This window comes from Rhizobium sp. KNZ14-9A, assembly GCF_056755015.1.
Map to the genome: position 1 here is coordinate 1,600,144 of NZ_JBPGXB010000004.1, position 20,486 is coordinate 1,620,629.

Consider the following 20,486-nt stretch of genomic DNA (forward strand, 5'->3'; position numbering starts at 1 on the left):
CCTGGCAGCGATGAACAGCTTTTCCGATCTCGCCGCCGGCGACCGCAACCTCGTTGCGGTCGCCGTGGAGACGCTTGTCGCACCGTCAACCGCCTTCTTCGCCGAGGCACGGGCTGCACAGCTGACGCAGGCCGAACATGACCGGCTGGCGGCAACGCAGCCGGCCCTCTCGACGATCGAAGTGGTCCATATCGAGAGCGGCACTCATGCAGGCAACGACCTCGTCGTCGCCGCATGGAATGCCGAACGGCTAAAGTATCCTGCGCCCTCCATCGAACTCGTTCGCCAGAGCGGCGCCGATATCCTGCTGTTGACCGAGGCAGATCTCGGCACAGCACGCGCCGGCAACCGCCATACCGTTGCCGATCTCGCCCGCGATCTCGGCATGTCTTATGTCTTCGGCGTGGAATTCATCGAGCTCGGCCTCGGGGATTCCCGCGAGCGCGAATGGCACAAGGGCGAAACGAATTCGGTTGGTTTCCACGGCAATGCGCTGCTCTCCCGCCTGCCGCTCACGGATGCCGCACTCATCCGCCTCGATGATGGCGGCACATGGTGGACGGATGCGAAGGATGGTCAAGGCCGCATCGGCGGACGCATGGCAATTGCAGCAAGGGTCGAAACCGCCGTCGGTCCAATCCTCGCCGTCAGCGTGCATCTGGAAAGCAAGACCGATGCAGAGGATCGCGCCAGGCAGACAAGCCGGCTGATCGCGGTGGTAGAAAAGCTCGCCGGCGATCTGCCTGTCGTGATAGGCGGCGACTTCAATACCAATGTCCTTCCCGCCGGAACGCACCAACCGGAAGCGCACGAGCCGCTGTTCGGCCTGCTTGCCGAGGCAGGCTATCACTGGGAAACGGCCAATGACTTCGCTCTCTCGCAGCGCACGCGCCCGGACGGAACGCCTCAGCCACCCTTTGCACGCCTCGACTGGCTATTTGCCCGCGGCCTTGCGGTAAGCGACGCCGCAACCGTTCCGGCTGTCGATGGCGACGGCGTAGCAATCTCCGATCACGAACTGGTCAAGGCGCGTTTTTTCGCGTCCTGACCGGCAACCCTTCGTCATGGCATGTCGTCACGCAAGCGCGCGCGGGGTCGGGTCGCATTCATGCTCGCTCATTGCTCCCGGACGATAAGCAGCGTCCGCGAGCGGTCATTCATCAGAAACCTTTCATGATGTGTTGCATTCGCGCACTAGCGGGGCTGCTTTAGATATTGCTAACATTCTGCGATTGGCGGGGGCCGGTTGCAAGCGTCAACGAGGGGGCGCTTGCTCAAATGGGATGGCTGCGCGTTGCGTATCTGCGGCCATCCCATACTCGCTTGAATCGAACGCCTCATCGGCAAGCCAAACAGCAACAAATACGTCTCGTAACAGGCCGTTCCGGCTTCGGCGCCGACAGAGCCCCCATGTCTTCCGCCGGCGAGATGAGAATCTCCTGGAACAATCCACACGACCGGATAATCCTGTGACGGGCTGTTGACCTTTCGGATTGGCTCGCCCGCGCTCAAGCATGATCCGACATAAGAAAGTCGCGTCAGTACAATTTCCTTTTAGCAAACAACGGAACAGTCGGATCTCGCCATCGTTATGTTCGCAGCAAATGGAGGACGACATGTCTAACGTGTCACGAACAGGAACGGACGAGATCAACAACGCGACAAATCCGAACACGTTCGGGCGATCGGTCGAGAGCAGGGCGCAAATGGAAGACGCTGCGGCGGAAAGTTCAACGCACCCTACCGGAGAGCCTCTCGGCATCTATCGGCTTGAACCGATCGCAACAGCAGATGATCCGAGATGGGTGAATTCGCCGGGCCATGGCGTGGTGGTAGTCGCAGCGAGAACGGCAGGTGACGCACGGATCATTGCGGCCGGGCGCGAACTTGACTTCATGGAGGTTGATGCGGCACCTGCCGACGATGTCACCACGACAAATGCCAGTTCATTTCGTGACGACAAGCTTTACACGGTTGTCGAGATTGATCGGAATCGAACCGATGTTATGCGAGGTGTGCTTGAGGGTGAGATTGCGGTGGATACGATCCGGCCCGTGCAGCCCGATTGAACGAAGCGATCCAAGGATTTAGCGATTCTGGTTTTCTGCCGCAGCCGGCTTCCGTCGGGACGGTCACCGCTCAATAAATCCCTGGATCAATCCGCTATTTCACCCAGCGTGTCGGCAACATAGGCGCCGCGCATACCCATCACCCTCGGTTTTCCCGTCGTCGTATCTTTTGCGGTCTGGTGTTCAAGTTCGGCATTCAGTTCTGCCCCGACGATCAGGATCGCGACCGAAAGCCAAATCCAGACAAGGAAGCCGATCAACGCGCCGAGCGTTCCGTAAGTCGCGTTGTAGTTCGCGAACCGGTCGAGGTAGACAGACAAGCCGAGCGACATGAGAAACCAGACAAATGTCGTCACCAGAGCACCCCATGTCATCCACCTCAGACGAGCCGGCTCACGGCTGGGACCGAACCGATAGATGGCCATGACGGCGGCAACGACCACGGCCAGGAATAGCGGCCATCTGAGAACGAGCGCCATCTGCTCCTGGAAGCGATCAAGCCAGAGGAAAGACAGCACCACGGGCATCACGGCTACCAGTCCGATGAGAATGATCGCGGTGATGATGGCGCAGACCGTGAAACAGAGCGCGATCAGGTTCAGGCGGACCAGGCTGCGTTTCTCCCCCTCTCCATAGGCCACGTTCATGGCATCGAAGAGCGCAAGCGTGCCGCTATGTGTGCTCCACAAAGCGATAGCCAGTCCGATGAAAAAAGCTATGCCGAGCGCACTGTCGCGTCGCTCCACGAGAGAACGGATCTGTTCCGAAACGAGCTCGAAGGCGCCTGGCGGCAGCACCGCTGCCAGTTCGTCCAGATGTTCCGACATGGTGAGAGGATTTGCGAAAAGACCGTAAAGGGAAACCAATGCCGCAAGTGCCGGGAACATCGCAAGCAGAAGGTAGAAAGTCACCCCGGCGGCGATCAGCATCACCCTGTCCTCTAACACCTCATGCACGACACGCCAGAATACGTCTTTTAACCCTTTCCTTGGAATGGATTCCGGGACCGAGGCCTGCCGCCCATGACTGTCGCCGCCTGTTGACACATCAGCCCGCGTGGCCGCCTCCGGACTGATGTCGAAACGGCGCATCGCAAGCAGGATGCCGGCAAATGTAGCGAGCGACAGGATCGCTGTTGATCTCAGGCTGACTTGAAAATTCATGCGCATCGCCTCTCTGCCTTCGTTCGGCATAACGATGAACGCGCGATCACGCCTAAAGGTGCAACTCCGCAATTGATATTGTGGACTGATAGGCAACTGATCGTCATGCAGGTCGCGCGTCTATGGAACTTCGGTCATCGCCCGTTGTTTCCATCTGATTGGAGGACGCCTGATGACATCAATGTCAAAAGAAGAGCTATCCAGGCACTTGAAGAAGCTGGATTTCTGCATGTTTTCGACACGCGGAACCTCGAAACGGATGAACACTCGCCCGATGAGCAACAATGGCGACGTCGAATATGACGGTGATTCCTGGTTTTTCTCCTATGCGGACACCCGCAAAATATTGGAGATTAGGAAAGACAGCGCAGTGCTGCTGACCTTTACGGCGCCCCCGCACCTGCTCGGCAAGCCGGGGATCTTCATGCAATCGATGGTGACGCCTCTCTCATCGAGGACATTTCACAATTCGAGAACCATTGGGCCAAGGGGCTGGAACGATGGTTTCCCGAGGGCGTACACACGCCTGGGCTTATCCTGATCAAGGTTGCAGCGCTTTCGGCTCAATACCGGGACGGCGAAGAGAACGGAAAAGTCGACCTCTAATATCTTCAAGCTATGATCTGCTCTGATGCGCGCATAAAAGCCAACGCTCCGTAAGCATGCCCAAGAGGTGATCGACACAAGAAATCACCCTTGCGCGGCCAGGTGGAAAAGCTGGCCGCGAAAATATTTCAGCTATCTTCGAGCAACGCCAATTCATGGCAAGACCGCCTACAGACGCGCGATTGCTTCTCCAAGTTCCTTTCGAAGCTTTTCAAGCCGAGTGCGCACCTCGTCGCGTTGCGCCCGTAGCTCTTTGATGGACCGCTCTTGTTCCGTCAGGTCGTGAAGGAACTGCTGCTTGAGCGGCGTATCACCGACAGAGGCGAGCATTGCGGATATACGCGAAGACTCCGATGTTGCGTCCTCGATCGCCTGCATAACCGTCGACAGGTCCCTTTCCGCTTCCTTCTGAGCCGTCCTCGCCGTCACAAGGCGCCGAAGCTTCTCGGCAATTTCCGGGGACGGCCCTTCGTCGAGCCATTGCAGGATCACCGTGTCATCGATATCGGCAATCGCCTGCGTCTCGCTCTCGGTCATGCGCCAGTCGATGGTCGTCGAAACCTTCTTGCCGGCGGGCACGATGACAGTCGCCCGTGCACCTTGCGGCGTTTCCTCCACATTCTCTGATGGAACGAGCTCCCACTCTGCCATGCCTAGGTCTTCCGCGATGAACGTCCTGTCGGCATCCGCGCCCCAGGCGGTGAAGGTCTTTCGCATGCGACGTTCGAGCGTCGCGTCGAGATAGCCGTCCTTAACGACAACCGTTCGGAAGGAGCTAGACGTGGTGGTTGCCATTTCCTGCTCGATCTTCTGATCAGCTGCAAATGTCGCCGTTTCCACTCCGCCGGGCTTCATGTTACCTATGCGTGCATCGCCGACATAGCGCCCTTTTTCGTCATAGACCGCCGCGATCGCCGGCGGCAACGAGCTACCCGTGTCGTTCGTCAGCACCAGCGCGGCATCCGGATGTTGGGCTCCTTCACGATAGAGAGCAACGAACTTCGCCTCGATCTCGCGATCGAGGATCGGCACGGAAATCGTCTCGCCGTTCTTCAGGTCGTATGCGCCAGGAAGATCGAAGTTTGCGACCACGTCACCTTCGTTGGCAGTGGCCGTGACAGTGGCGGCCGGAGCGGCCATAACGGGTGCAGGAGCCTCGGCGGCCGGCCTATTCAGCAACGCACCCTCAACCATACTCCGTTTGGCGCCTGCTCCGTCCAGAAATGCGGTCGAAACCTCCGGACGTGATGGCCATGTCCTTGCGTACAGTCTCTGGCGAAGCGTCACTGGCTTGCCTGATGTCAGGGATATCGAAACCCCGTGCCAGTCTTCGCCGGACGCGTTCTCCAGCACGGCCCATGCCTGCAATCGCGCTTTGCCCTTGGCGTCGACAATGATCCTGTAGGAGGGCTTCCAGAGCGGGGCTGCGACGACATAGGAGATGTCTACTGCCGCGGACGCCTTGCCATCGAGCGCAATGGTGACCGTTCGCGTCCCCTGCACTCTGTCGCTCGACAGCAGTTCCGCTGCCCGGGCAATCATCTCGGCATCTTTGGCGTCGTCGAGTTTGTAAGCCATGGCGCCACCGATCTCGGCAACGTCAAACGCGCCGCTGTCAAGCATCACGATCAGCCGAGCGCGCTGCTTCTCCGTCGGAGGTTCTACCCCGACGATGCGTCCCTTCACCCCGTTCGCAGAGACAGGCGCGCCTCTCAGAGCCCTCAGCACACCGGCGGCCGAATCCAGATCTTGCGGCTTGATCGGCAGCACCTTGAATGTTTCGTCGACCATGCTCGGGCCGGTGGTCGAAAGCCCCTTCACGGGCGCCGGTCCCGATACGACGAGAGTCTTCAGGAAGTCATCCATCTGGTCTGTCGGCACCTCGACGACGGCATTGCCGTCGTCCCCGACATTAAGACTGCGCACATATTCGGCCACACCACCGGAGGACAGCCGGATCGACTTAATCGTTCCGCTTTGCGCCGATGCGGTTGTGGACAGCAATACTGCGGTAAACGCCGCACAGACAGCGGATGCGTATTTCATGTGGCCCCCTCGATATTTAATCCCGCCGCAGAATGAGCGTAAAAAAGGGGCGGCATTTCGACAGGAAATTGCTTTTGCGTGCGCCGTCGTCTACCCGTTCGGCGAGGCGACCAAATCTCTGCAGGAGATGTCCATCTTCGATGCGATATCGGGCAAAGATGTCGTGAAAATGAGAAGGCGAACGCCTATATACGTGGCTCGAGTCTGTTTGAAAGGAAATCCGTCATGACTATCAATGGAAGCCTGCTCGTCGCGGGATCGGAAAAGCGCGGCACGCGTGGCGAGCTCTACGGCGTCGAGGCAGCCACAGGGACGGCACTGCCCGTCTCTTTCGGTGGCGCCTCCGCCGAAGACGTCGAAGAGGTAACCAGGCTTGCATGGGAAGCGTTCGCCTCTTACCGGGAAACCGATCTGGAAACGCGCGCTGCCTTTCTTGAAACGATTGCCAGTGAGATCGAGGCTATCGGCGACGAGCTGATCGTGCGGGCGATGGCGGAAACCGGACTTCCGCGCGGACGTCTCGAGGGCGAGCGCGCTCGCACGATGGGACAGCTTCGGCTGTTTGCGAAGGAGGTTCGCGAAGGCCGGTTCCAGGAGCTTCGTTTCGACGGCGCGGATCCCTCCCGCAAGCCGGTTCCGAAGCCTGATCTGCGTCTTCGCAATGTTCCGCTCGGCCCCGTCGCCGTTTTCGGCGCATCGAACTTTCCGCTCGCCTTCTCGGTCGCCGGCGGAGACACGGCGTCTGCGCTCGCGGCAGGATGCCCTGTTGTCGTCAAGGCCCATTCCGCCCATCCGGGCACGTCCGAGCTTGTTGGCCGCGCCGTACAGCGCGCCGTCGCCAAGGCGGGCCTGCATGCCGGCACATTCGCGCTTCTCTTCGACACCGGCTTCGAAGTCGGACAGAAGCTGGTGGCCGATGCCAGAATTCGGGCCGTCGGCTTCACCGGTTCGCGCCGCGGCGGTACTGCGCTGATGAAGATCTCGTCCGAGCGCAAGCAGCCGATCCCGGTCTATGCCGAAATGAGCAGCATCAACCCGGTCATCTTCTTCCCGAATGCCCTGAAGAGCCGCGCGGCAGAAATCGCAACGGCTTTCGTGAGCTCGCTGGTCCTGGGTGCCGGACAATTCTGCACCAATCCCGGCCTCATTCTCGCCGTCGACAGCGAAGGTCTGGACACTTTCATTGCCAAGAGCCGGGAGCTTCTGCCCGATGTCGGCGCCCAGACGATGCTCACGGGCTCCATCGCCAAGGCATTCTGCGATGGCGTCGCCCGGCTGGAAAAGCATCCCGAAGTCCGTCTCGTTGCCAATGGCAAGCCGGGCAGTCAATTCGAAGGCACGGCCGCTCTCTTCGAGACGACAGCTTCGGCATTTCTCGCGCATCACGAGCTTCAGGACGAGGTCTTCGGTGCAGCCGGCCTCATCGTTCGCTGCCGCGATCTTGCAGAACTCGAGCGCGTCCTCGATGGCCTCGAAGGCCAGCTGACCGTTGCCCTGCACATTGCGAGCGAAGACGAGCCGGACGCAAAGCGCCTTGTTCCCAAGCTGGAAATGCTGGCCGGAAGACTGCTCGTGAACGGCTTCGGAACCGGCGTCGAAGTATCGCCTGCCATGGTGCATGGCGGCCCCTATCCGGCAACTGCCGACGGCAGATCGACCTCCGTCGGGACGCTCGCTATCTACAGGTTCCTGCGGCCCGTTTCGTACCAGGATTTCACCAGTAACCTGCTTCCGGCTCCGCTGCGTTGATGTACCGGAGCTTGCCAGACTTCAGACGGCGGTGTCTCTAAGGGGACCGCCGGAGAGATTGGCAAGCTCCCGCACCGGCTGCAAGCAGACACCAGCTCGACTGACGACAGCTGTCTCCAGTCGGCGCGTCGGCGCCAGGTACGGATTCTTGTTCGTAAGACCGTCATTTTGCCAGTGACACCGGCATCATTCTCTGCAAGAAAGAGTGCCGTTGAGAGACAGGGGCGCCCGTTCACAAGACTGGCTGAGAAGCACCCTTCGAACCTGAACCGGATAATGCCGGCGGAGGGAGTCGCTCGGGTCGAAGACTGCTTCATCGCACAATCGTTCCCGCGCCTGCCCCGCCTGAAAGGGGTACTATGGAGAACAAGACACCCGGAGCACTGTTGACGGCGATGCGCGCGAAACCGCCGCTCGTACAATGCATCACCAACTACGTGGCCATGAACATCGCCGCCAATGTGGTGCTTGCGGCCGGGGCATCGCCCGCCATGGTTCATGCCGCCGAGGAAGCGGGAGAATTCGCCGCGATCGCCGGCGCATTGACCGTCAATATCGGCACGCTCTCCACCCAATGGATCGACGGCATGCATGCCGCGGCAACGGCGGCCAGTGCGGATGTCAAGCCCTGGGTCCTCGATCCGGTCGCTCATTACGCAACATCCTTCCGGCGCAAGGCTGCTGCCGATCTCCTGGCGCTTCGCCCGACGATCATTCGCGGCAATGCTTCCGAAATCATCGCACTTGCCGGCGGCGAGAGCCGTGGCCAGGGCGTCGACAGCCGTGACCCGGTTGAGCAGGCCGAGGCATCCGCGCGGCTGCTTGCCGAACGGCATGGCGCGGTCGTCGCCGTCACCGGAGTCGTGGATTTCGTGACTGACGGCGCGCAGGCCTTGCGCGTCGAAGGCGGCTCGCCGCTGATGCCGCAGGTGACCGCGCTCGGCTGCTCGCTGACCTGCCTGACAGGCGCCTTCGCCGCCACCATTGCCGCAGACCCTTTCGCAGCCGCTGTTGCTGCACTTGCTACTTTCGCTGTTGCTGGCGAGGAGGCCGCGAAAAATGCGGATGGTCCCGGCTCCTTCTCCTGGCGCTTCCTCGATCAGCTTGCCGCGCTCGATGGCGCGACACTCGATGCAAAGGTCAGGATCAGCGCCGCATGAAACGCTTCGATCTTTCCCTCTACCTCGTTCTCGACCCCGATCTCTGCGCCGGAATCGGCATGGTCGAGACTGCGCGGCTTGCCGTCGCCGGTGGCGCAACAATGGTGCAGCTGCGCGACAAGCATGGCGGAACGACAAGGATGATTGAGACCGGTCTGGCGCTCAAAGATATCCTAAAGGGTACCGGCGCTTTGCTTGTTATCAACGATGACGTCGAGGCAGCCGTTGCGATCGGCGCCGACGGTCTGCATATCGGCCAGGACGATGCGGGACCCGTCGCCGCCCGTGCGATGATCGGCCCGGACATGATCCTCGGCCTGTCGGTCGAGACCGAAGCGCTGGCAGCAGCCATCGACCCAGCTGTTGTCGACTATGCCGGCATCGGACCGGTCTTTGCGACATCCACGAAGACCGACCACAAGCAACCGATCGGTTTCGATGGGCTGGCGAAGCTGGTGAAAGCCGCACCCGTTCCGACGGTTGCGATCGGCGGACTGAAGAGCGAGCATGTCGCTTCCGTCTTCGCGGCAGGTGCCGATGGGTTTGCTGTCGTCTCGGCAATCTGCGGTACGCCGGATCCGCGAGCAGCGACGATCCGCATCGCCGAGGGAATCCGAAAGGTTCGCCGATGATCCGCAACGTCTTATCCATCGCCGGCTCCGATCCCTCTGGAGGTGCCGGCATTCAGGCCGATCTCAAAGCTTTCTCGGCGCGCGGCGTCTATGGCATGGCGGCGCTGACGGCATTGACGGCGCAGAATACCCAAGGAGTGACCGGCGTGCATCTCGTGCCGCCGCACTTCGTCGCTCAGCAGATCAAGGCGGTCTTTGCCGATGTGCGCGTCGACGCGGTCAAGATCGGCATGATCGCCAATGCCGGCATTGCCGAAGCTGTTGCCGAGGCGCTGGCACCTCATCGCGACATCCCTATCGTCGTCGATCCGGTCATGATCGCCAAGGGTGGAGCAGCGCTCCTCGACCCGCAGGCCGTCGATGCGCTGACGCGGCACCTGCTGCCGCTCGCAACGCTGCTGACCCCCAATCTGCCGGAGGCGGCCGCGCTGCTGCACGAAGAGGTTGCTGAAAGCCGCGAGCAGATGGCGTCACAGGCTGAGCGCCTGCGTGCGTTCGGCCCCACCGCGGTGCTGGTCAAGGGCGGCCATCTCGACAGCGACCAAAGCCCCGACGTGCTGTCGACCGCCTCTGGCCTTCACTGGTTCGAGGCGAAACGCGTACCGACCAAAAACACACATGGCACGGGCTGCACCCTTTCCAGCGCGCTTGCCGCCGAGCTCGCAAAGGGCGCGTTGCCGCAAGTGGCCGTCGCGACCGCGAAAACCTATCTTGCGCAAGCGGTCGCTTTCGCAGGCGAATTGGAGGTCGGTTCCGGCCATGGACCTGTCCATCATTTCCATGCCCTGTGGATAGACGCCGGGATCTGAGCCGGATCACAATTTAAAGATTGCCCAACGGCCCGGTCAAACCGGGCCGTTTTGTTTTACCTACCCTCAGTTGAACCGAGCCTGCCTCGTAAAAAGCCTGTTGACATGGCCGCCCATATATCCAAAGCTATGTCATTAAAAGGGGATACATTCCGTAATAGCGGAACAACTGGAGGAATTCGGGTGTCGGACCTGCTTGTGAGCTTATATTCCACGAAGCTCGCGGAACTGAAAGAAAAAGCCGGCTCCGTCGGCATCACAATCCGTCCGGCTCTGCCGCCGGAACTTCACGTCGTGGCCGGCTGGGTGCGCGAGCACTTCAGCGAAAACTGGGCAAGTGAAGTCACCGTCGCCTTCTCCCGCCAGCCCGTTGCCTGTCTGATCGCCGTCGAAAACGGCAAGCTCGCTGGCTTTGCCTGCTATGACACGACGGCACGTGGCTTTTTCGGCCCGACCGGCGTCGATCCCACGGCGCGTGGCAAGGGCATCGGCCTCGCCCTCTTTTCCGCCTGCCTGCAAAACCTGAAGACGCTCGGCCACGCCTATGCCTTCATCGGCGATGCCGGCCCCGCCGATTTCTACGTCAAGACCGCCGGCGCGGTCGAAATTCCCGCCCCCGACAAGGGCATTTACGAAGGCATGCTGCGAAGCCAGCCGAAATGACCATCTGATACCGGAGTTTTGAAATAGTGTCCTCGACCCCGCTCGCTCTCTTCGTCGGCCTTCCCAATCCCACACTTTCGGACGACGAATTCGCCCTCTTCCGCGAGACCAATCCGCTCGGCCTCTTCGTCGGTCGCCGCAACCTGCGCAATCCGGAACAGGCAAAGATCCTGATCGATCGTTTCCGCGAGGCCGTCGGCCGCGAGGATGCTCCCGTCTTCACCGACCAGGAAGGCGGTCGTGTGCAGCATATGGATGCCGGCCCCTGGCCGCTCTTCCGCAGCTTCGGCCAGTTCGCCGAGCTTGCTCGCCACGATCTCGACCTCGGCAAGAAGGCGCTGCGCCTTTCCACCCAGGCCATGGGCGCAATGATGAGCGAACTTGGTCTTTCGAGCGGCTGCTCGCCTGTTCTCGATCTCGTTTTCGAGACGACGAGCGCTGTGATCGGCGCCCGCTCCTTTGGCCCGGATCCGGATTTCATCGCCGCACTGGGCCGCGAAGTGGTCGATGGGCTTCTCGAAACCGGCAACATGCCGGTCATGAAGCATATTCCGGGTCATGGCCGCGCCACGCTCGATTCCCATAAGGAGCGCCCGGTCGTCGATGCCTCGCGCGAGACGCTCACTGCCACCGACTTCAAGCCTTTCGTGGCGCTGAAGGATACGCCCTGGGCGATGGTCGCCCATGTCGTCTACTCCGCCTATGATGCAGAGCTTCCGGCCTCCATCTCGCCGATCATGCGTGACGTGATCCGCAACGACATGGGCTATGACGGCGTGCTGATCTCCGATTGCATCTTCATGGAGTCGCTGCAGGGCACCCTGCCGGAACGCGTCGCCCAAGTGCTCGATGCCGGCTTCGACGTCGCACTCCACAGCCACGGCGATGTCAAGGAAAGCGAAGCCGCAGCCAAGGCCGCGCGCCCGCTGACCGACGCAGCGCAGAAGCGTATTGCCGCCGGCAAGGCCCGCCTCGGGACTCTCAAGATCGACTATCGCGCGGCCCAGGCGGAAGTCGAAGCCATGTTTGCAAGCGCGCTGATCTCCTGACCGTCGCCGCCATTTTTCACCGCATAAGAAAAGGGGAATTTGACATGAAGAAATATATCCTAGCGGCCGCGGCCCTGACCATGCTGTCAGGCTCGGCCATGGCGCAGACCATCCTGACGGCCAATATCGAGCCGGCCACGACCTGGGTGCGCAACTTCAACCCGTTCAACCAGACCTCGTCGCGCCAGTCGACTCTCGACTTCATCTATGAGCCGCTGGTCATCTTCAACCGCTTCGACAGCAACAAGCCGGTCTATCGTCTGGCCGAAAGCTTCAAGCTCTCCGACGACCTGAAGAGCATCGACTTCAAGCTGCGCCCGAACCTGAAGTGGTCGGATGGCAAGTCGCTGACCTCTGCCGACGTCAAGTTCACCTATGACTATCTGAAGAAATTCCCGGCGCTCGACTTCGTCAGCATCTGGAGCTTCATCACCGATGTGCAGGCTGTAGACGCCCAGACGGTACGCTTCACGCTCGCCAATCCGAGCTCGCTTGCCGCCGAGCAGCTGTCGCAGCTGCCGATCGTGCCGGAACATGTCTGGAAGGACGTTGCCGATCCGATCACCTATGCCAACGAAACCCCTGTCGGCAGTGGCCCGCTGACGGAAGTGCCGCGCTTCACCGGCCAGACCTATGACCAGTGCCGCAACCCGAATTACTGGGATGCAGAGCACCTGAAGATCGACTGCATGCGCTTCCCGCAGCTTGCCGACAACAACCAGATCCTGACGGCGACTGCCGACGGCACGCTCGACTGGGGCGTTTCCTTCATTCCCGATATCGACAATGTCTATGTCTCGAAGGATCCGGCTCATTATCACTACTGGTATTCGCCGAGCAGCATGGTTGCCTTCCTGTTCAATCTCGAGACTTCGAACGAGGCCAACAAGAAGGCCTTCAACGACGTGAAGTTCCGCCAGGCGGTCTCCATGGCGCTTGACCGCAAGACGATGATCGATGTGGCCGGCTACGGCTATCCGACGCTGAACGAAGACCCGGGCCTGATGGGCGAGCTCTACAAGAGCTGGGCGGACCCGTCCATCAAGGCCGACTTCGGCAAGTTCGGCGCCTACGACGCCGATGCCGCCAAGGCGCTGCTCGATGCAGCCGGCTATGTCGACAAGGATGGCGACGGTCTGCGCGACAATCCTGACGGCTCGAAGATCTCCTTCTCGATCATCGTTCCGAACGCCTGGACGGACTGGATCGACACGGTCAACATCGCCATCGAAGGCATGCAGGCCGTCGGCATCGACGCCAAGATCGAGACGCCGGAAGAAGCCGTCTGGACCTCCGACCTCATCGACGGCAAGTTCGATGCGGCAATCAACAGCCTGCCGGCATCGGCATCGCCCTACTACCCCTACAAGCGCGCCTTCAGCGCATCGGATAAGGGCAAGACCCGCTTCACCGCGCAGCGTTGGTTCAGCCCTGAAGTGGAAGATCTGGTGACCCAGTTCACCCACACGGCCGACCTCGACAAGCAGAAGGAAGCGATGAACAAGGCTCAGCGCATCGTTGCCGAAAACATGCCTGTCATCCCGGTCTTCAACAATCCGAACTGGTATCAGTACAACACCAAGCGCTTCACCGGCTGGTCGACCAAGGAAAATCCCTTCGTCAATCCGTCCATCTCGCGTACCAACCCGGCACGTCTTCTGAACCTGCTGGCGCTTGAGCCGGTCAATTAAGCCACTAGAAACGGCAGGAGCGGCGCGGCAAGCGCCGCTCCCGTTTTGACGGAGTCCCCATGGCTTTTCTGCTTCGCCGCCTCGCCTTTTACCTGGCGGCCTTCATCGCGGCAGCGACGATCAATTTCTTCCTGCCCAGGCTGATGCCGGGCGATCCCGTGCGCATCATGTTTTCGAGTGCGGGCGCCGAACTGCCGCCGGAAAGCCTGCAGGCGCTGAAGCTCACCTTCGGCTTCGTCGACGGGCCGCTCTGGCAGCAATATCTGACCTATCTCGGCAGCATCTTCACCGGCGATCTCGGCCGCTCGATCAAATATTTCCCGCTGCCGGTCACGTCTGTGCTCGGCCACGCATTGGTTTGGACCGTCGGCCTGATGGGCACGGCGACGATCATCAGCTTCGCGCTCGGCACCTTCCTCGGTATCGTCGCAGCCTGGCGGCGCGGCAGCAAATTCGACGTCATCGTCTCGATCGGCGCGATCTTCGCGACGTCGGTACCGGCCGTCGTCACCTCGCTGATCGTGCTCTTCTTCTTCGGCTTCACCCTCGGCTGGTTTCCGAACGGCTATGCGGCCGATCCGTCGCTCGATCCGGCCTTCAGCTTTCAATATATCGCCAGTGTAGCCTATCACGGCATCCTGCCGATGATTACACTCTGCACCGTGCTGGTCGGCGGCTTCACCGTCACCATGCGCAACAACATGATCAACCTGCTCGGCGAAGACTATATCGTCATGGCCCGCGCCAAGGGCCTGTCCGACCGGCATGTGATGCTCTGGTATGCGGCCCGCAACGCACTGCTGCCGACCGTTTCCAGCCTTGCCATCGCCATCGGCACCATTCTCGGCGGCTCGCTGGTGACCGAGGTCGTCTATAACTATCCCGGCCTCGGCAACATCCTCTATCAAGCGATCCTCGCCCGCGACTATCCTGTCATCCAGGGCCAGCTTCTCATCATGACCGCGACCATGCTGATTGCCAATTTCGTCGTCGATGTCAGCTACGTGCTGCTCGATCCGCGACTGAAGGGAGCGTGAGATGAAGAGCCTGCTCCGCAATCGCAAGGCGCTGATCGGCCTCGCCATCATCGCCTTCATCATCATTGTCGCGGTCGCCGCACCGTTGCTGACGCATTATGATCCCGCGGCCCGTACCGGCCGTCCGCACCAGCCGCCGTCCGTCGATCATATTCTCGGCACGACGCGTATCGGTCAGGACGTCTTTGCCCGACTGATTTATGGCGCGCGAACCTCGCTTGCCGTCGGTTTCGGCGCAGGCCTGCTGATCACCGCAGTCGGCACCGCACTCGGCATTATCTCCGGCTATCGCGGCGGCAAGACGGATGAGGTCATCAGCTTCTTTACGAATATGGTGCTGGTCGTGCCGAACCTACCGCTGCTGCTCGTTCTTGCAGCCTTCATCGGCCAGGCGAGCCCACTCGTCATCGCCCTCATCCTCGGCGGCACATCCTGGGCCTGGGGTGCGCGCGTGACCCGCGCCGAAACGCTCTCAGTCAAGCAGAAGGACTATGTCAAATCGGCTGAGATGATGGGCGAGCCGCAATGGCGCATCATGACATTCGAGATCTTCCCCAACGTGATTTCCATCGTCGGCATCAATTTCATCGGCAGCGTCATCTTCGCCATCATCACCGAGGCGACGCTGGAATTCCTCGGCCTCGGCGATCCGCGCGTCGTTTCCTGGGGCACCATGCTTTATAATGCGCAAAAGGCTTCCGCACTTTCGGTCGGGGCCTGGTGGGATATCCTCACGCCGTGCTTTGCGCTCGCCTTCCTCGGCATCGGCATGTCGCTGCTGAATTTCGCCGTCGACGAAATCGCCAATCCGCGCCTGCGCACCGGCAATCATCTGAAGCGCTGGTCCCTGCTCATCCGCTCCGGGGAGGGTCGCCTGTGACGCAACCCTTGCTTTCCGTGAAGAACCTCACCATCGACTATATCGGCGAGGAGAAGGACTTTCGCGCCGTCGACAATGTCAGCTTCGACGTGGCACCGGGCGAGGTCTTCGGCCTGGCCGGCGAATCCGGCTGCGGCAAGAGCACGATCGCCTTTGCCATCGGCCGCCTGCACAAGCCGCCGGCGCTGATCCGCAAGGAGAGCCAGATCCTGCTTGCCGGCCGCGATGTGCTGGAACTCGACGCGAAGGCGCTTGCCGCCTTCCGCTGGCGCGAGGTCGCCATGGTCTTCCAGAGCGCCATGAACTCGCTGAACCCGGTGCTGCGCATCGAAGACCAGTTCTACGATGTGCTTCGCACTCACAAGGGCATGACGAGGGCCGAGGCGCGTGAGCGCACGGCCGAGATGCTGCGGCTCGTCGATATCGCGCCGGATCGCATGCGCAACTATCCGCACCAGTTTTCCGGCGGCATGCGTCAGCGCATCGTTATCGCCATCTGTATGGCGCTCGATCCTAAACTTGTCGTCATGGACGAGCCGACGACGGCGCTTGACGTGGTGGTGCAGCGGGAAATCCTGCAGCGCATCAACGAACTCAGGAAGCAGTTCGGCTTCTCGGTGCTCTTCATCACCCACGATCTCGGGCTGATGGTGCAGTTCTGCGACCGCATCGGCATCATGCTTCAGGGCAAGCTCGTCGAGCAGAACGGTGCCGAGGCGATCTACAAGGTGCCGCAGCACGAATACACCCGCAAACTCTGGGCCTCCTTCCCTTCGCTTCACGGAGGCGTGCTGCTATGAGCGATGCCATCCTCGCCCTCGACAAGGTCACCAAGACCTTCGGTCTCGGCGCTTCCACGGTTCATGCCGCCCGCGCCATCTCCTTTTCGCTGCATGCCGGCCGTGCGCTGGCGCTTGTCGGTGAATCCGGCAGCGGCAAGACGACCTGCGCCCGCATGGCGATGCGTGAATATTCGCCGACCACAGGCCAGATTCTCTACAAGGGCCGCCCCGTCGAAGGCGCCAAGGCGGACGAGATCGCCCGCTACCGCCGTTCGGTACAGATGATCTTCCAGGATCCCTTTGCCTCGCTCAACCCGGCCCACACGATCGCCCATCATCTGCAGCGGCCGCTGAAGCTGCACCGGCCCGATATCCGTGGCAATCAGATCAACGCGACGGTGCGTGAACTGCTTGAGCGCGTGAAGCTCGATCCCGATATTGTCGCACCGAAATATCCGCATGAGCTTTCGGGCGGCCAACGCCAGCGCATCAATATCGCCCGCGCCCTTGCGGCCCAGCCGGAAGTGATCGTGGCCGACGAACCGACTTCGATGCTCGATGTCTCCGTGCGCCTCGGCGTTCTCAATCTCCTGAACGAGATGAAGAAGGAGATGAATCTCGGCCTGCTCTACATCACCCATGATATCGCCACCGCCCGCTATGTGGCGGACGATATTGCGGTCATGTATTCTGGCCAGATCGTCGAATGGGGCAACACCGCCAAGGTGATCGACAATCCACTGCATCCCTACACCCGCCTGCTGCTCTCTGCCGTGCCGGATCCGGATGTGCGCTTCGACGATCCGCGCATGCGCCTGCAGCCGCAGGAGGTTGAGGATATCCGCCGCCGTTCCGCCGCGCCGCGGGACCAGGTGGTGGAACATGAGCCGGACCATTTCGTGCGCGTGGTCTGAGCAAGGCTTGCTGGCTTCGACCGTCACCCTATGCTAGGGGACGGTCCCTTTCAGCGAGACGAAACTGCCATGCTTCCCTGGATCCAGCTCGATTCCGCGACCATTCCTGGCGACGGCGGTGAACTACGGCTGAAGCAGCGCGGATCCGAATTTTCCATCATGCTCGGCACCAACGAGCTGATGAACAGCCGCCTCAGCGGCTCGGAAGAAGCGCTCGCCACGCTGTCATACGAGCGGATCAAATCGCATCCGAAGCCGAAAATCTTGATCGGTGGCCTCGGTATGGGCTTTACGCTGCGGGCAGCACTGGCTGTAGTGCCCGAGGATGCCGGTGTCGTCGTCGCCGAACTGGTGCCGGCGGTCGTCGCCTGGGCGCGGGGTCCAATGGCGGAGGTCTTCAAGGGCTGCCTCGACGATCCGCGTGTCTCGATCCATCAGGGCGATGTCGGCAAGGCAATCAGTGCCGGAAAGGCCGGCTATGACGCTATCCTGCTCGACGTCGACAACGGCCCCGACGGGCTGACCCGCAAATCCAACGACCGGCTTTATGATTTTGCCGGGCTGAAATCCGCTCGCGAGGCGCTCCGCCCCGGCGGCGTGCTCGCCGTCTGGTCCTCAGGGCCTGATCCATCCTTCACCCGCCGGCTAAAGGATAGCGGCTTTGCGGTCGACGCGATCAATACGCGCGCCAACGGCAAGCGCGGCGGTGCACGGCATGTCATCTGGCTGGCGGTGAAGCCCGGCCACTGATCTCGCAGTCTCCGGGGCGAGGGCTATTTCGGATCGCGGTCCGATAATAAAATAAATCCTCATCGACAAAGATGCCCCCTAAAGAGCTTGGGATTGATATTCTCGAGGGAGTAAGAGTGTTATCCCACCTGCAAGGCTTTCCTCTCGTTCGCGCATATGTGGCATCACGCGCTCTCGAATTGGTCATCAACCGCAGGGCCGATAATTATTGCAATGTAACGCATTCTGCATTACATTTCCTCTTGAGAAAGAGGAAGAGATATGCCCATCAATGCCCGCAAGGAAACACCGGTTTCGATGCGCTTCCGTGATGACGATCTCGCGATTATCGATCGCGGAGCTGCACTGACCGGTCTTTCCCGGACCGAGTTCATGCGTCGAGCCGCCTTGCAGGAAGCACAGATTACAATGCTCAACGAGAGCGTCGTCCGCATTTCGGCTGATGCCTTTGAGGCCTTTGTCGCAGCCATCGAAGCGCCCCCCGCTGCCGTACCCACCAAGGTCGCCGAACGTCTGCTCCGCCAATTGCCCAGGGAACATTAAACCAGTGGGTTTGTCGAGGATCGAGCCGCTTTCTGAGCGTCATCGCCTGGACGCATTCAGTTGCGGTAAACCGGCCCTCGACAATTGGCTTGCCACCTTTGCAAGGTCCAACCAGCAACATGGCTTCACACGGGTCTTCATCATGCACGATGATGATGTGATCGTCGGCTACTATGGCCTGGCCCCGACTGTGATCGCTCCAAATGTTGTTAGCCGCAAAATCCGCACCGGTCAGCCACCCGACCCGATCCCATGTCTGCTCATCGGTCAGCTTGCGGTCGATCGCCGCTATTTTGGTCGCGGTATCGGGACAGCGCTGGTCCGGGATGCTTTTTATCGCTGTATAGCTGGCGCAGATCTCGTCGGCGGCCGAGCGATCGTCGTTCGCGCCATTGATGAGGAAGCCGAAGGTTTCTGGCAGAGCTGGGGCTTTATCCCTTCACTAGACAATCCAACGATTCTCGTTCGCTCGATGAGCGACATCAGAGTGTGGATGGAAACAATCCGCTAGTTGTTATTCAGGAAGGCGTCCATTGGAACTGGCGCTTTTCACAACGAGCGCCGGCTCGGACGACAGTCCTACAATAAAAACAGCCTTCACCGACAAAGATGCTCCTGAGAGAGCTTGAGATTGGTGCCATAAAGATCGTATCCCATACGCGCTGGGTCAGGAGGAGGCCGATAAACGGATCTCACATGGCCTATTTATTGGCCGCCACGGCACCGTGTGAAAGCATGACGCGGCGGCGGCCTGAAAACCTTGGACTCGATCATGCGCCTTTCCGATTGCCACAACTTCCATGACTTCCGTCGCCTAGCCAAAAAGCGCCTCCCCGGCCCGATCTTCAACTATATCGACGGCGCGGCGGACGATGAGGTTACCTACAGGCGCAATACATCTGCTTTCGAGAGCTGCGATCTTCTGCCGAGCGTGCTGCGCGGCGTCAGCGAGGTCGACATGTCGGTTACCGTCATGGGCCAGAAACTTGCCATGCCGGTCTATTGCTCGCCGACGGCCCTGCAGCGGCTCTTTCATCACGAGGGGGAACGGGCGGTCGCCCATGCCGCCGGCAAATTCGGCACGATGTTCGGCGTGTCGTCGCTCGGCACGATCAGCCTGGAAGAGGCGCGTAAGATCAGTAGCGGACCGCAGGTCTATCAGTTCTATTTCCACAGGGATCGCGGCCTCAACAGAGAAATGATGGCGAGAGCCAAGCAGGCCGGCGTGCAGGTGATGATGCTGACCGTCGACAGCATCACCGGTGGCAACCGCGAGCGCGACAAGCGCACCGGCTTTGCCATCCCTTTCAAGCTCAATCTGTCAGGCATGGCCCAGTTTGCCGTAAAACCGGCATGGGCCATCAATTATTTCACGCATGAGAAATTCCGCCTGCCGCAGCTCGACAGCCATGTCGACATGGGCAGCGGCACCATGTCGATCAGCCGCTATTTCACCGAAATGCTCGATCCCGCCATGAACTGGGACGACGTCGCCGACATGGTGAAAATCTGGGACGGACATTTCTGCCTGAAGGGCATCATGACGGTCGAGGATGCCAAGCGTGCGATCGATATCGGCTGCACTGGCATCGTGCTTTCCAATCACGGTGGGCGTCAGCTCGACGGTTCGCGCAGCGGCTTCGACCAGCTCGCGGAAATCGTCGAGGCCGTCGGAGACCGGATCGATGTGATGGTTGATGGCGGCATCCAGCGCGGCACCCATGTGCTGAAGGCACTGTCGCTTGGCGCCAAGGCCGTCGGCGTCGGGCGCTACTATCTGTTCCCGCTTGCAGCGGCTGGCCAGGCAGGCGTCGAACGGGCGCTCCTGCAGATGCGAACCGAAATCGAGCGCGGCATGAAGCTGATGGGTTGCGCCTCGGTCAGCGAACTTTCGGCCGGAAATCTGCGTTTCCGCGCCTCCTGAGACCGAGAACATGGCCGCG

19 protein-coding genes, 1 pseudogene and 1 riboswitch are annotated in these 20,486 nt (G+C 60.7%); of the genes and pseudogenes, 18 read left to right on the top strand and 2 right to left on the bottom strand.

From position 1 onward, the window contains the following. The first annotated feature begins 10 nt into the window (after nt 1-10). Both ACR9ZQ_RS37730 and ACR9ZQ_RS37735 read left to right on the top strand, forming a co-directional pair. Nucleotides 11-1,048 (top strand): endonuclease/exonuclease/phosphatase family protein, encoded by a 1,038-nt coding sequence (locus ACR9ZQ_RS37730; protein ID WP_481430390.1) that lies wholly within the window; start codon nt 11-13, stop codon nt 1,046-1,048. Between the two features lie 568 nt (nt 1,049-1,616). Then, complete coding sequence (locus ACR9ZQ_RS37735; protein ID WP_481430991.1) at nt 1,617-2,069, top strand: hypothetical protein; 453 nt, start codon at nt 1,617-1,619, stop codon at nt 2,067-2,069. 86 nt (nt 2,070-2,155) lie between these two features. Here the strand turns inward: ACR9ZQ_RS37735 and ACR9ZQ_RS37740 are convergent, their stop codons facing one another. Beyond that, the gene (locus ACR9ZQ_RS37740) at nt 2,156-3,232 is read right to left on the bottom strand and encodes a YihY/virulence factor BrkB family protein (RefSeq protein WP_439017461.1); all 1,077 of its coding nucleotides are present in this window, start codon (nt 3,230-3,232) and stop codon (nt 2,156-2,158) included. Between the two features lie 172 nt (nt 3,233-3,404). Between ACR9ZQ_RS37740 and ACR9ZQ_RS37745 the strand changes: the two are divergent. After that, nucleotides 3,405-3,838, top strand: a pseudogene (locus ACR9ZQ_RS37745) (pyridoxamine 5'-phosphate oxidase family protein). Nucleotides 3,839-4,006: 168 nt separating this feature from the next. Here ACR9ZQ_RS37745 and ACR9ZQ_RS37750 read toward each other — a convergent pair. Next, complete coding sequence (locus ACR9ZQ_RS37750; RefSeq protein WP_481430391.1) at nt 4,007-5,884, bottom strand: DUF4139 domain-containing protein; 1,878 nt, start codon at nt 5,882-5,884, stop codon at nt 4,007-4,009. 225 nt (nt 5,885-6,109) lie between these two features. On the opposite strand from ACR9ZQ_RS37750, the gene ACR9ZQ_RS37755 reads away from it, so the two are divergent. From ACR9ZQ_RS37755 to ACR9ZQ_RS37825, 15 genes are all read left to right on the top strand, one after another. Then, entirely contained in the window at nt 6,110-7,633 is a 1,524-nt protein-coding gene (locus ACR9ZQ_RS37755) for an aldehyde dehydrogenase (NADP(+)) (protein WP_310382290.1), read from the top strand. 210 nt (nt 7,634-7,843) lie between these two features. Further along, nucleotides 7,844-7,941, top strand: a riboswitch (TPP riboswitch). Nucleotides 7,942-7,992: 51 nt separating this feature from the next. Next, on the top strand, nt 7,993-8,793 hold the full coding sequence (gene thiM / locus ACR9ZQ_RS37760) for a hydroxyethylthiazole kinase (RefSeq protein ID WP_481430392.1): 801 nt from the start codon (nt 7,993-7,995) through the stop codon (nt 8,791-8,793). After that, complete coding sequence (thiE, locus tag ACR9ZQ_RS37765; RefSeq protein WP_481430393.1) at nt 8,790-9,425, top strand: thiamine phosphate synthase; 636 nt, start codon at nt 8,790-8,792, stop codon at nt 9,423-9,425. Before thiM ends, thiE begins: the two co-directional genes overlap by 4 nt. Beyond that, the gene (thiD, locus tag ACR9ZQ_RS37770; RefSeq protein WP_481430394.1) at nt 9,422-10,234 is read left to right on the top strand and encodes a bifunctional hydroxymethylpyrimidine kinase/phosphomethylpyrimidine kinase; all 813 of its coding nucleotides are present in this window, start codon (nt 9,422-9,424) and stop codon (nt 10,232-10,234) included. Before thiE ends, thiD begins: the two co-directional genes overlap by 4 nt. 183 nt (nt 10,235-10,417) lie before the next feature. Continuing rightward, nucleotides 10,418-10,897: a GNAT family N-acetyltransferase gene (locus tag ACR9ZQ_RS37775; protein WP_481430395.1), complete on the top strand. Its 480-nt coding sequence runs from the start codon at nt 10,418-10,420 to the stop codon at nt 10,895-10,897. A 26-nt stretch (nt 10,898-10,923) separates the two neighbouring features. Continuing rightward, complete coding sequence (locus tag ACR9ZQ_RS37780; protein WP_310382284.1) at nt 10,924-11,946, top strand: glycoside hydrolase family 3 N-terminal domain-containing protein; 1,023 nt, start codon at nt 10,924-10,926, stop codon at nt 11,944-11,946. A gap of 44 nt (nt 11,947-11,990) precedes the next feature. After that, nucleotides 11,991-13,637 carry an ABC transporter substrate-binding protein gene (locus tag ACR9ZQ_RS37785; protein WP_481430396.1) on the top strand — a complete coding sequence of 549 codons (1,647 nt, stop codon included), beginning with the start codon at nt 11,991-11,993 and terminating at the stop codon, nt 13,635-13,637. A gap of 59 nt (nt 13,638-13,696) precedes the next feature. Further along, the gene (locus tag ACR9ZQ_RS37790) at nt 13,697-14,674 is read left to right on the top strand and encodes an ABC transporter permease (RefSeq protein ID WP_310382281.1); all 978 of its coding nucleotides are present in this window, start codon (nt 13,697-13,699) and stop codon (nt 14,672-14,674) included. Between the two features lies 1 nt (nt 14,675). Next, nucleotides 14,676-15,554, top strand: a complete 879-nt coding sequence (locus ACR9ZQ_RS37795; protein WP_481430397.1) for an ABC transporter permease — start codon at nt 14,676-14,678, stop codon at nt 15,552-15,554. Further along, nucleotides 15,551-16,354 carry an ABC transporter ATP-binding protein gene (locus tag ACR9ZQ_RS37800; protein WP_481430398.1) on the top strand — a complete coding sequence of 268 codons (804 nt, stop codon included), beginning with the start codon at nt 15,551-15,553 and terminating at the stop codon, nt 16,352-16,354. The genes ACR9ZQ_RS37795 and ACR9ZQ_RS37800 overlap by 4 nt, the downstream gene beginning before the upstream one ends. Continuing rightward, entirely contained in the window at nt 16,351-17,250 is a 900-nt protein-coding gene (locus ACR9ZQ_RS37805; RefSeq protein WP_481430399.1) for an ABC transporter ATP-binding protein, read from the top strand. Before ACR9ZQ_RS37800 ends, ACR9ZQ_RS37805 begins: the two co-directional genes overlap by 4 nt. Nucleotides 17,251-17,319: 69 nt before the next feature. Further along, complete coding sequence (locus ACR9ZQ_RS37810; protein WP_310382277.1) at nt 17,320-18,000, top strand: spermidine synthase; 681 nt, start codon at nt 17,320-17,322, stop codon at nt 17,998-18,000. Nucleotides 18,001-18,261: 261 nt separating this feature from the next. After that, nucleotides 18,262-18,543 carry a type II toxin-antitoxin system TacA family antitoxin gene (locus tag ACR9ZQ_RS37815; protein WP_310382276.1) on the top strand — a complete coding sequence of 94 codons (282 nt, stop codon included), beginning with the start codon at nt 18,262-18,264 and terminating at the stop codon, nt 18,541-18,543. Between the two features lie 4 nt (nt 18,544-18,547). Then, entirely contained in the window at nt 18,548-19,054 is a 507-nt protein-coding gene (locus ACR9ZQ_RS37820) for a GNAT family N-acetyltransferase (RefSeq protein ID WP_310382275.1), read from the top strand. A 261-nt stretch (nt 19,055-19,315) separates the two neighbouring features. Further along, complete coding sequence (locus ACR9ZQ_RS37825) at nt 19,316-20,467, top strand: alpha-hydroxy acid oxidase (RefSeq protein WP_310382274.1); 1,152 nt, start codon at nt 19,316-19,318, stop codon at nt 20,465-20,467. Nucleotides 20,468-20,486: the final 19 nt, after the last annotated feature.

Coding starts and splice junctions, on each gene's coding strand:
- ACR9ZQ_RS37730 (WP_481430390.1), top strand. CDS start 11: ATGAACAGCTTTTCCGATCTCGCCGCCGGCGACCGCAACCTCGTTGCG.
- ACR9ZQ_RS37735 (WP_481430991.1), top strand. CDS start 1,617: ATGTCTAACGTGTCACGAACAGGAACGGACGAGATCAACAACGCGACA.
- ACR9ZQ_RS37740 (WP_439017461.1), bottom strand. CDS start 3,232: ATGAATTTTCAAGTCAGCCTGAGATCAACAGCGATCCTGTCGCTCGCT.
- ACR9ZQ_RS37750 (WP_481430391.1), bottom strand. CDS start 5,884: ATGAAATACGCATCCGCTGTCTGTGCGGCGTTTACCGCAGTATTGCTG.
- ACR9ZQ_RS37755 (WP_310382290.1), top strand. CDS start 6,110: ATGACTATCAATGGAAGCCTGCTCGTCGCGGGATCGGAAAAGCGCGGC.
- thiM (WP_481430392.1), top strand. CDS start 7,993: ATGGAGAACAAGACACCCGGAGCACTGTTGACGGCGATGCGCGCGAAA.
- thiE (WP_481430393.1), top strand. CDS start 8,790: ATGAAACGCTTCGATCTTTCCCTCTACCTCGTTCTCGACCCCGATCTC.
- thiD (WP_481430394.1), top strand. CDS start 9,422: ATGATCCGCAACGTCTTATCCATCGCCGGCTCCGATCCCTCTGGAGGT.
- ACR9ZQ_RS37785 (WP_481430396.1), top strand. CDS start 11,991: ATGAAGAAATATATCCTAGCGGCCGCGGCCCTGACCATGCTGTCAGGC.
- ACR9ZQ_RS37790 (WP_310382281.1), top strand. CDS start 13,697: ATGGCTTTTCTGCTTCGCCGCCTCGCCTTTTACCTGGCGGCCTTCATC.
- ACR9ZQ_RS37795 (WP_481430397.1), top strand. CDS start 14,676: ATGAAGAGCCTGCTCCGCAATCGCAAGGCGCTGATCGGCCTCGCCATC.
- ACR9ZQ_RS37805 (WP_481430399.1), top strand. CDS start 16,351: ATGAGCGATGCCATCCTCGCCCTCGACAAGGTCACCAAGACCTTCGGT.
- ACR9ZQ_RS37810 (WP_310382277.1), top strand. CDS start 17,320: ATGCTTCCCTGGATCCAGCTCGATTCCGCGACCATTCCTGGCGACGGC.
- ACR9ZQ_RS37815 (WP_310382276.1), top strand. CDS start 18,262: ATGCCCATCAATGCCCGCAAGGAAACACCGGTTTCGATGCGCTTCCGT.
- ACR9ZQ_RS37825 (WP_310382274.1), top strand. CDS start 19,316: ATGCGCCTTTCCGATTGCCACAACTTCCATGACTTCCGTCGCCTAGCC.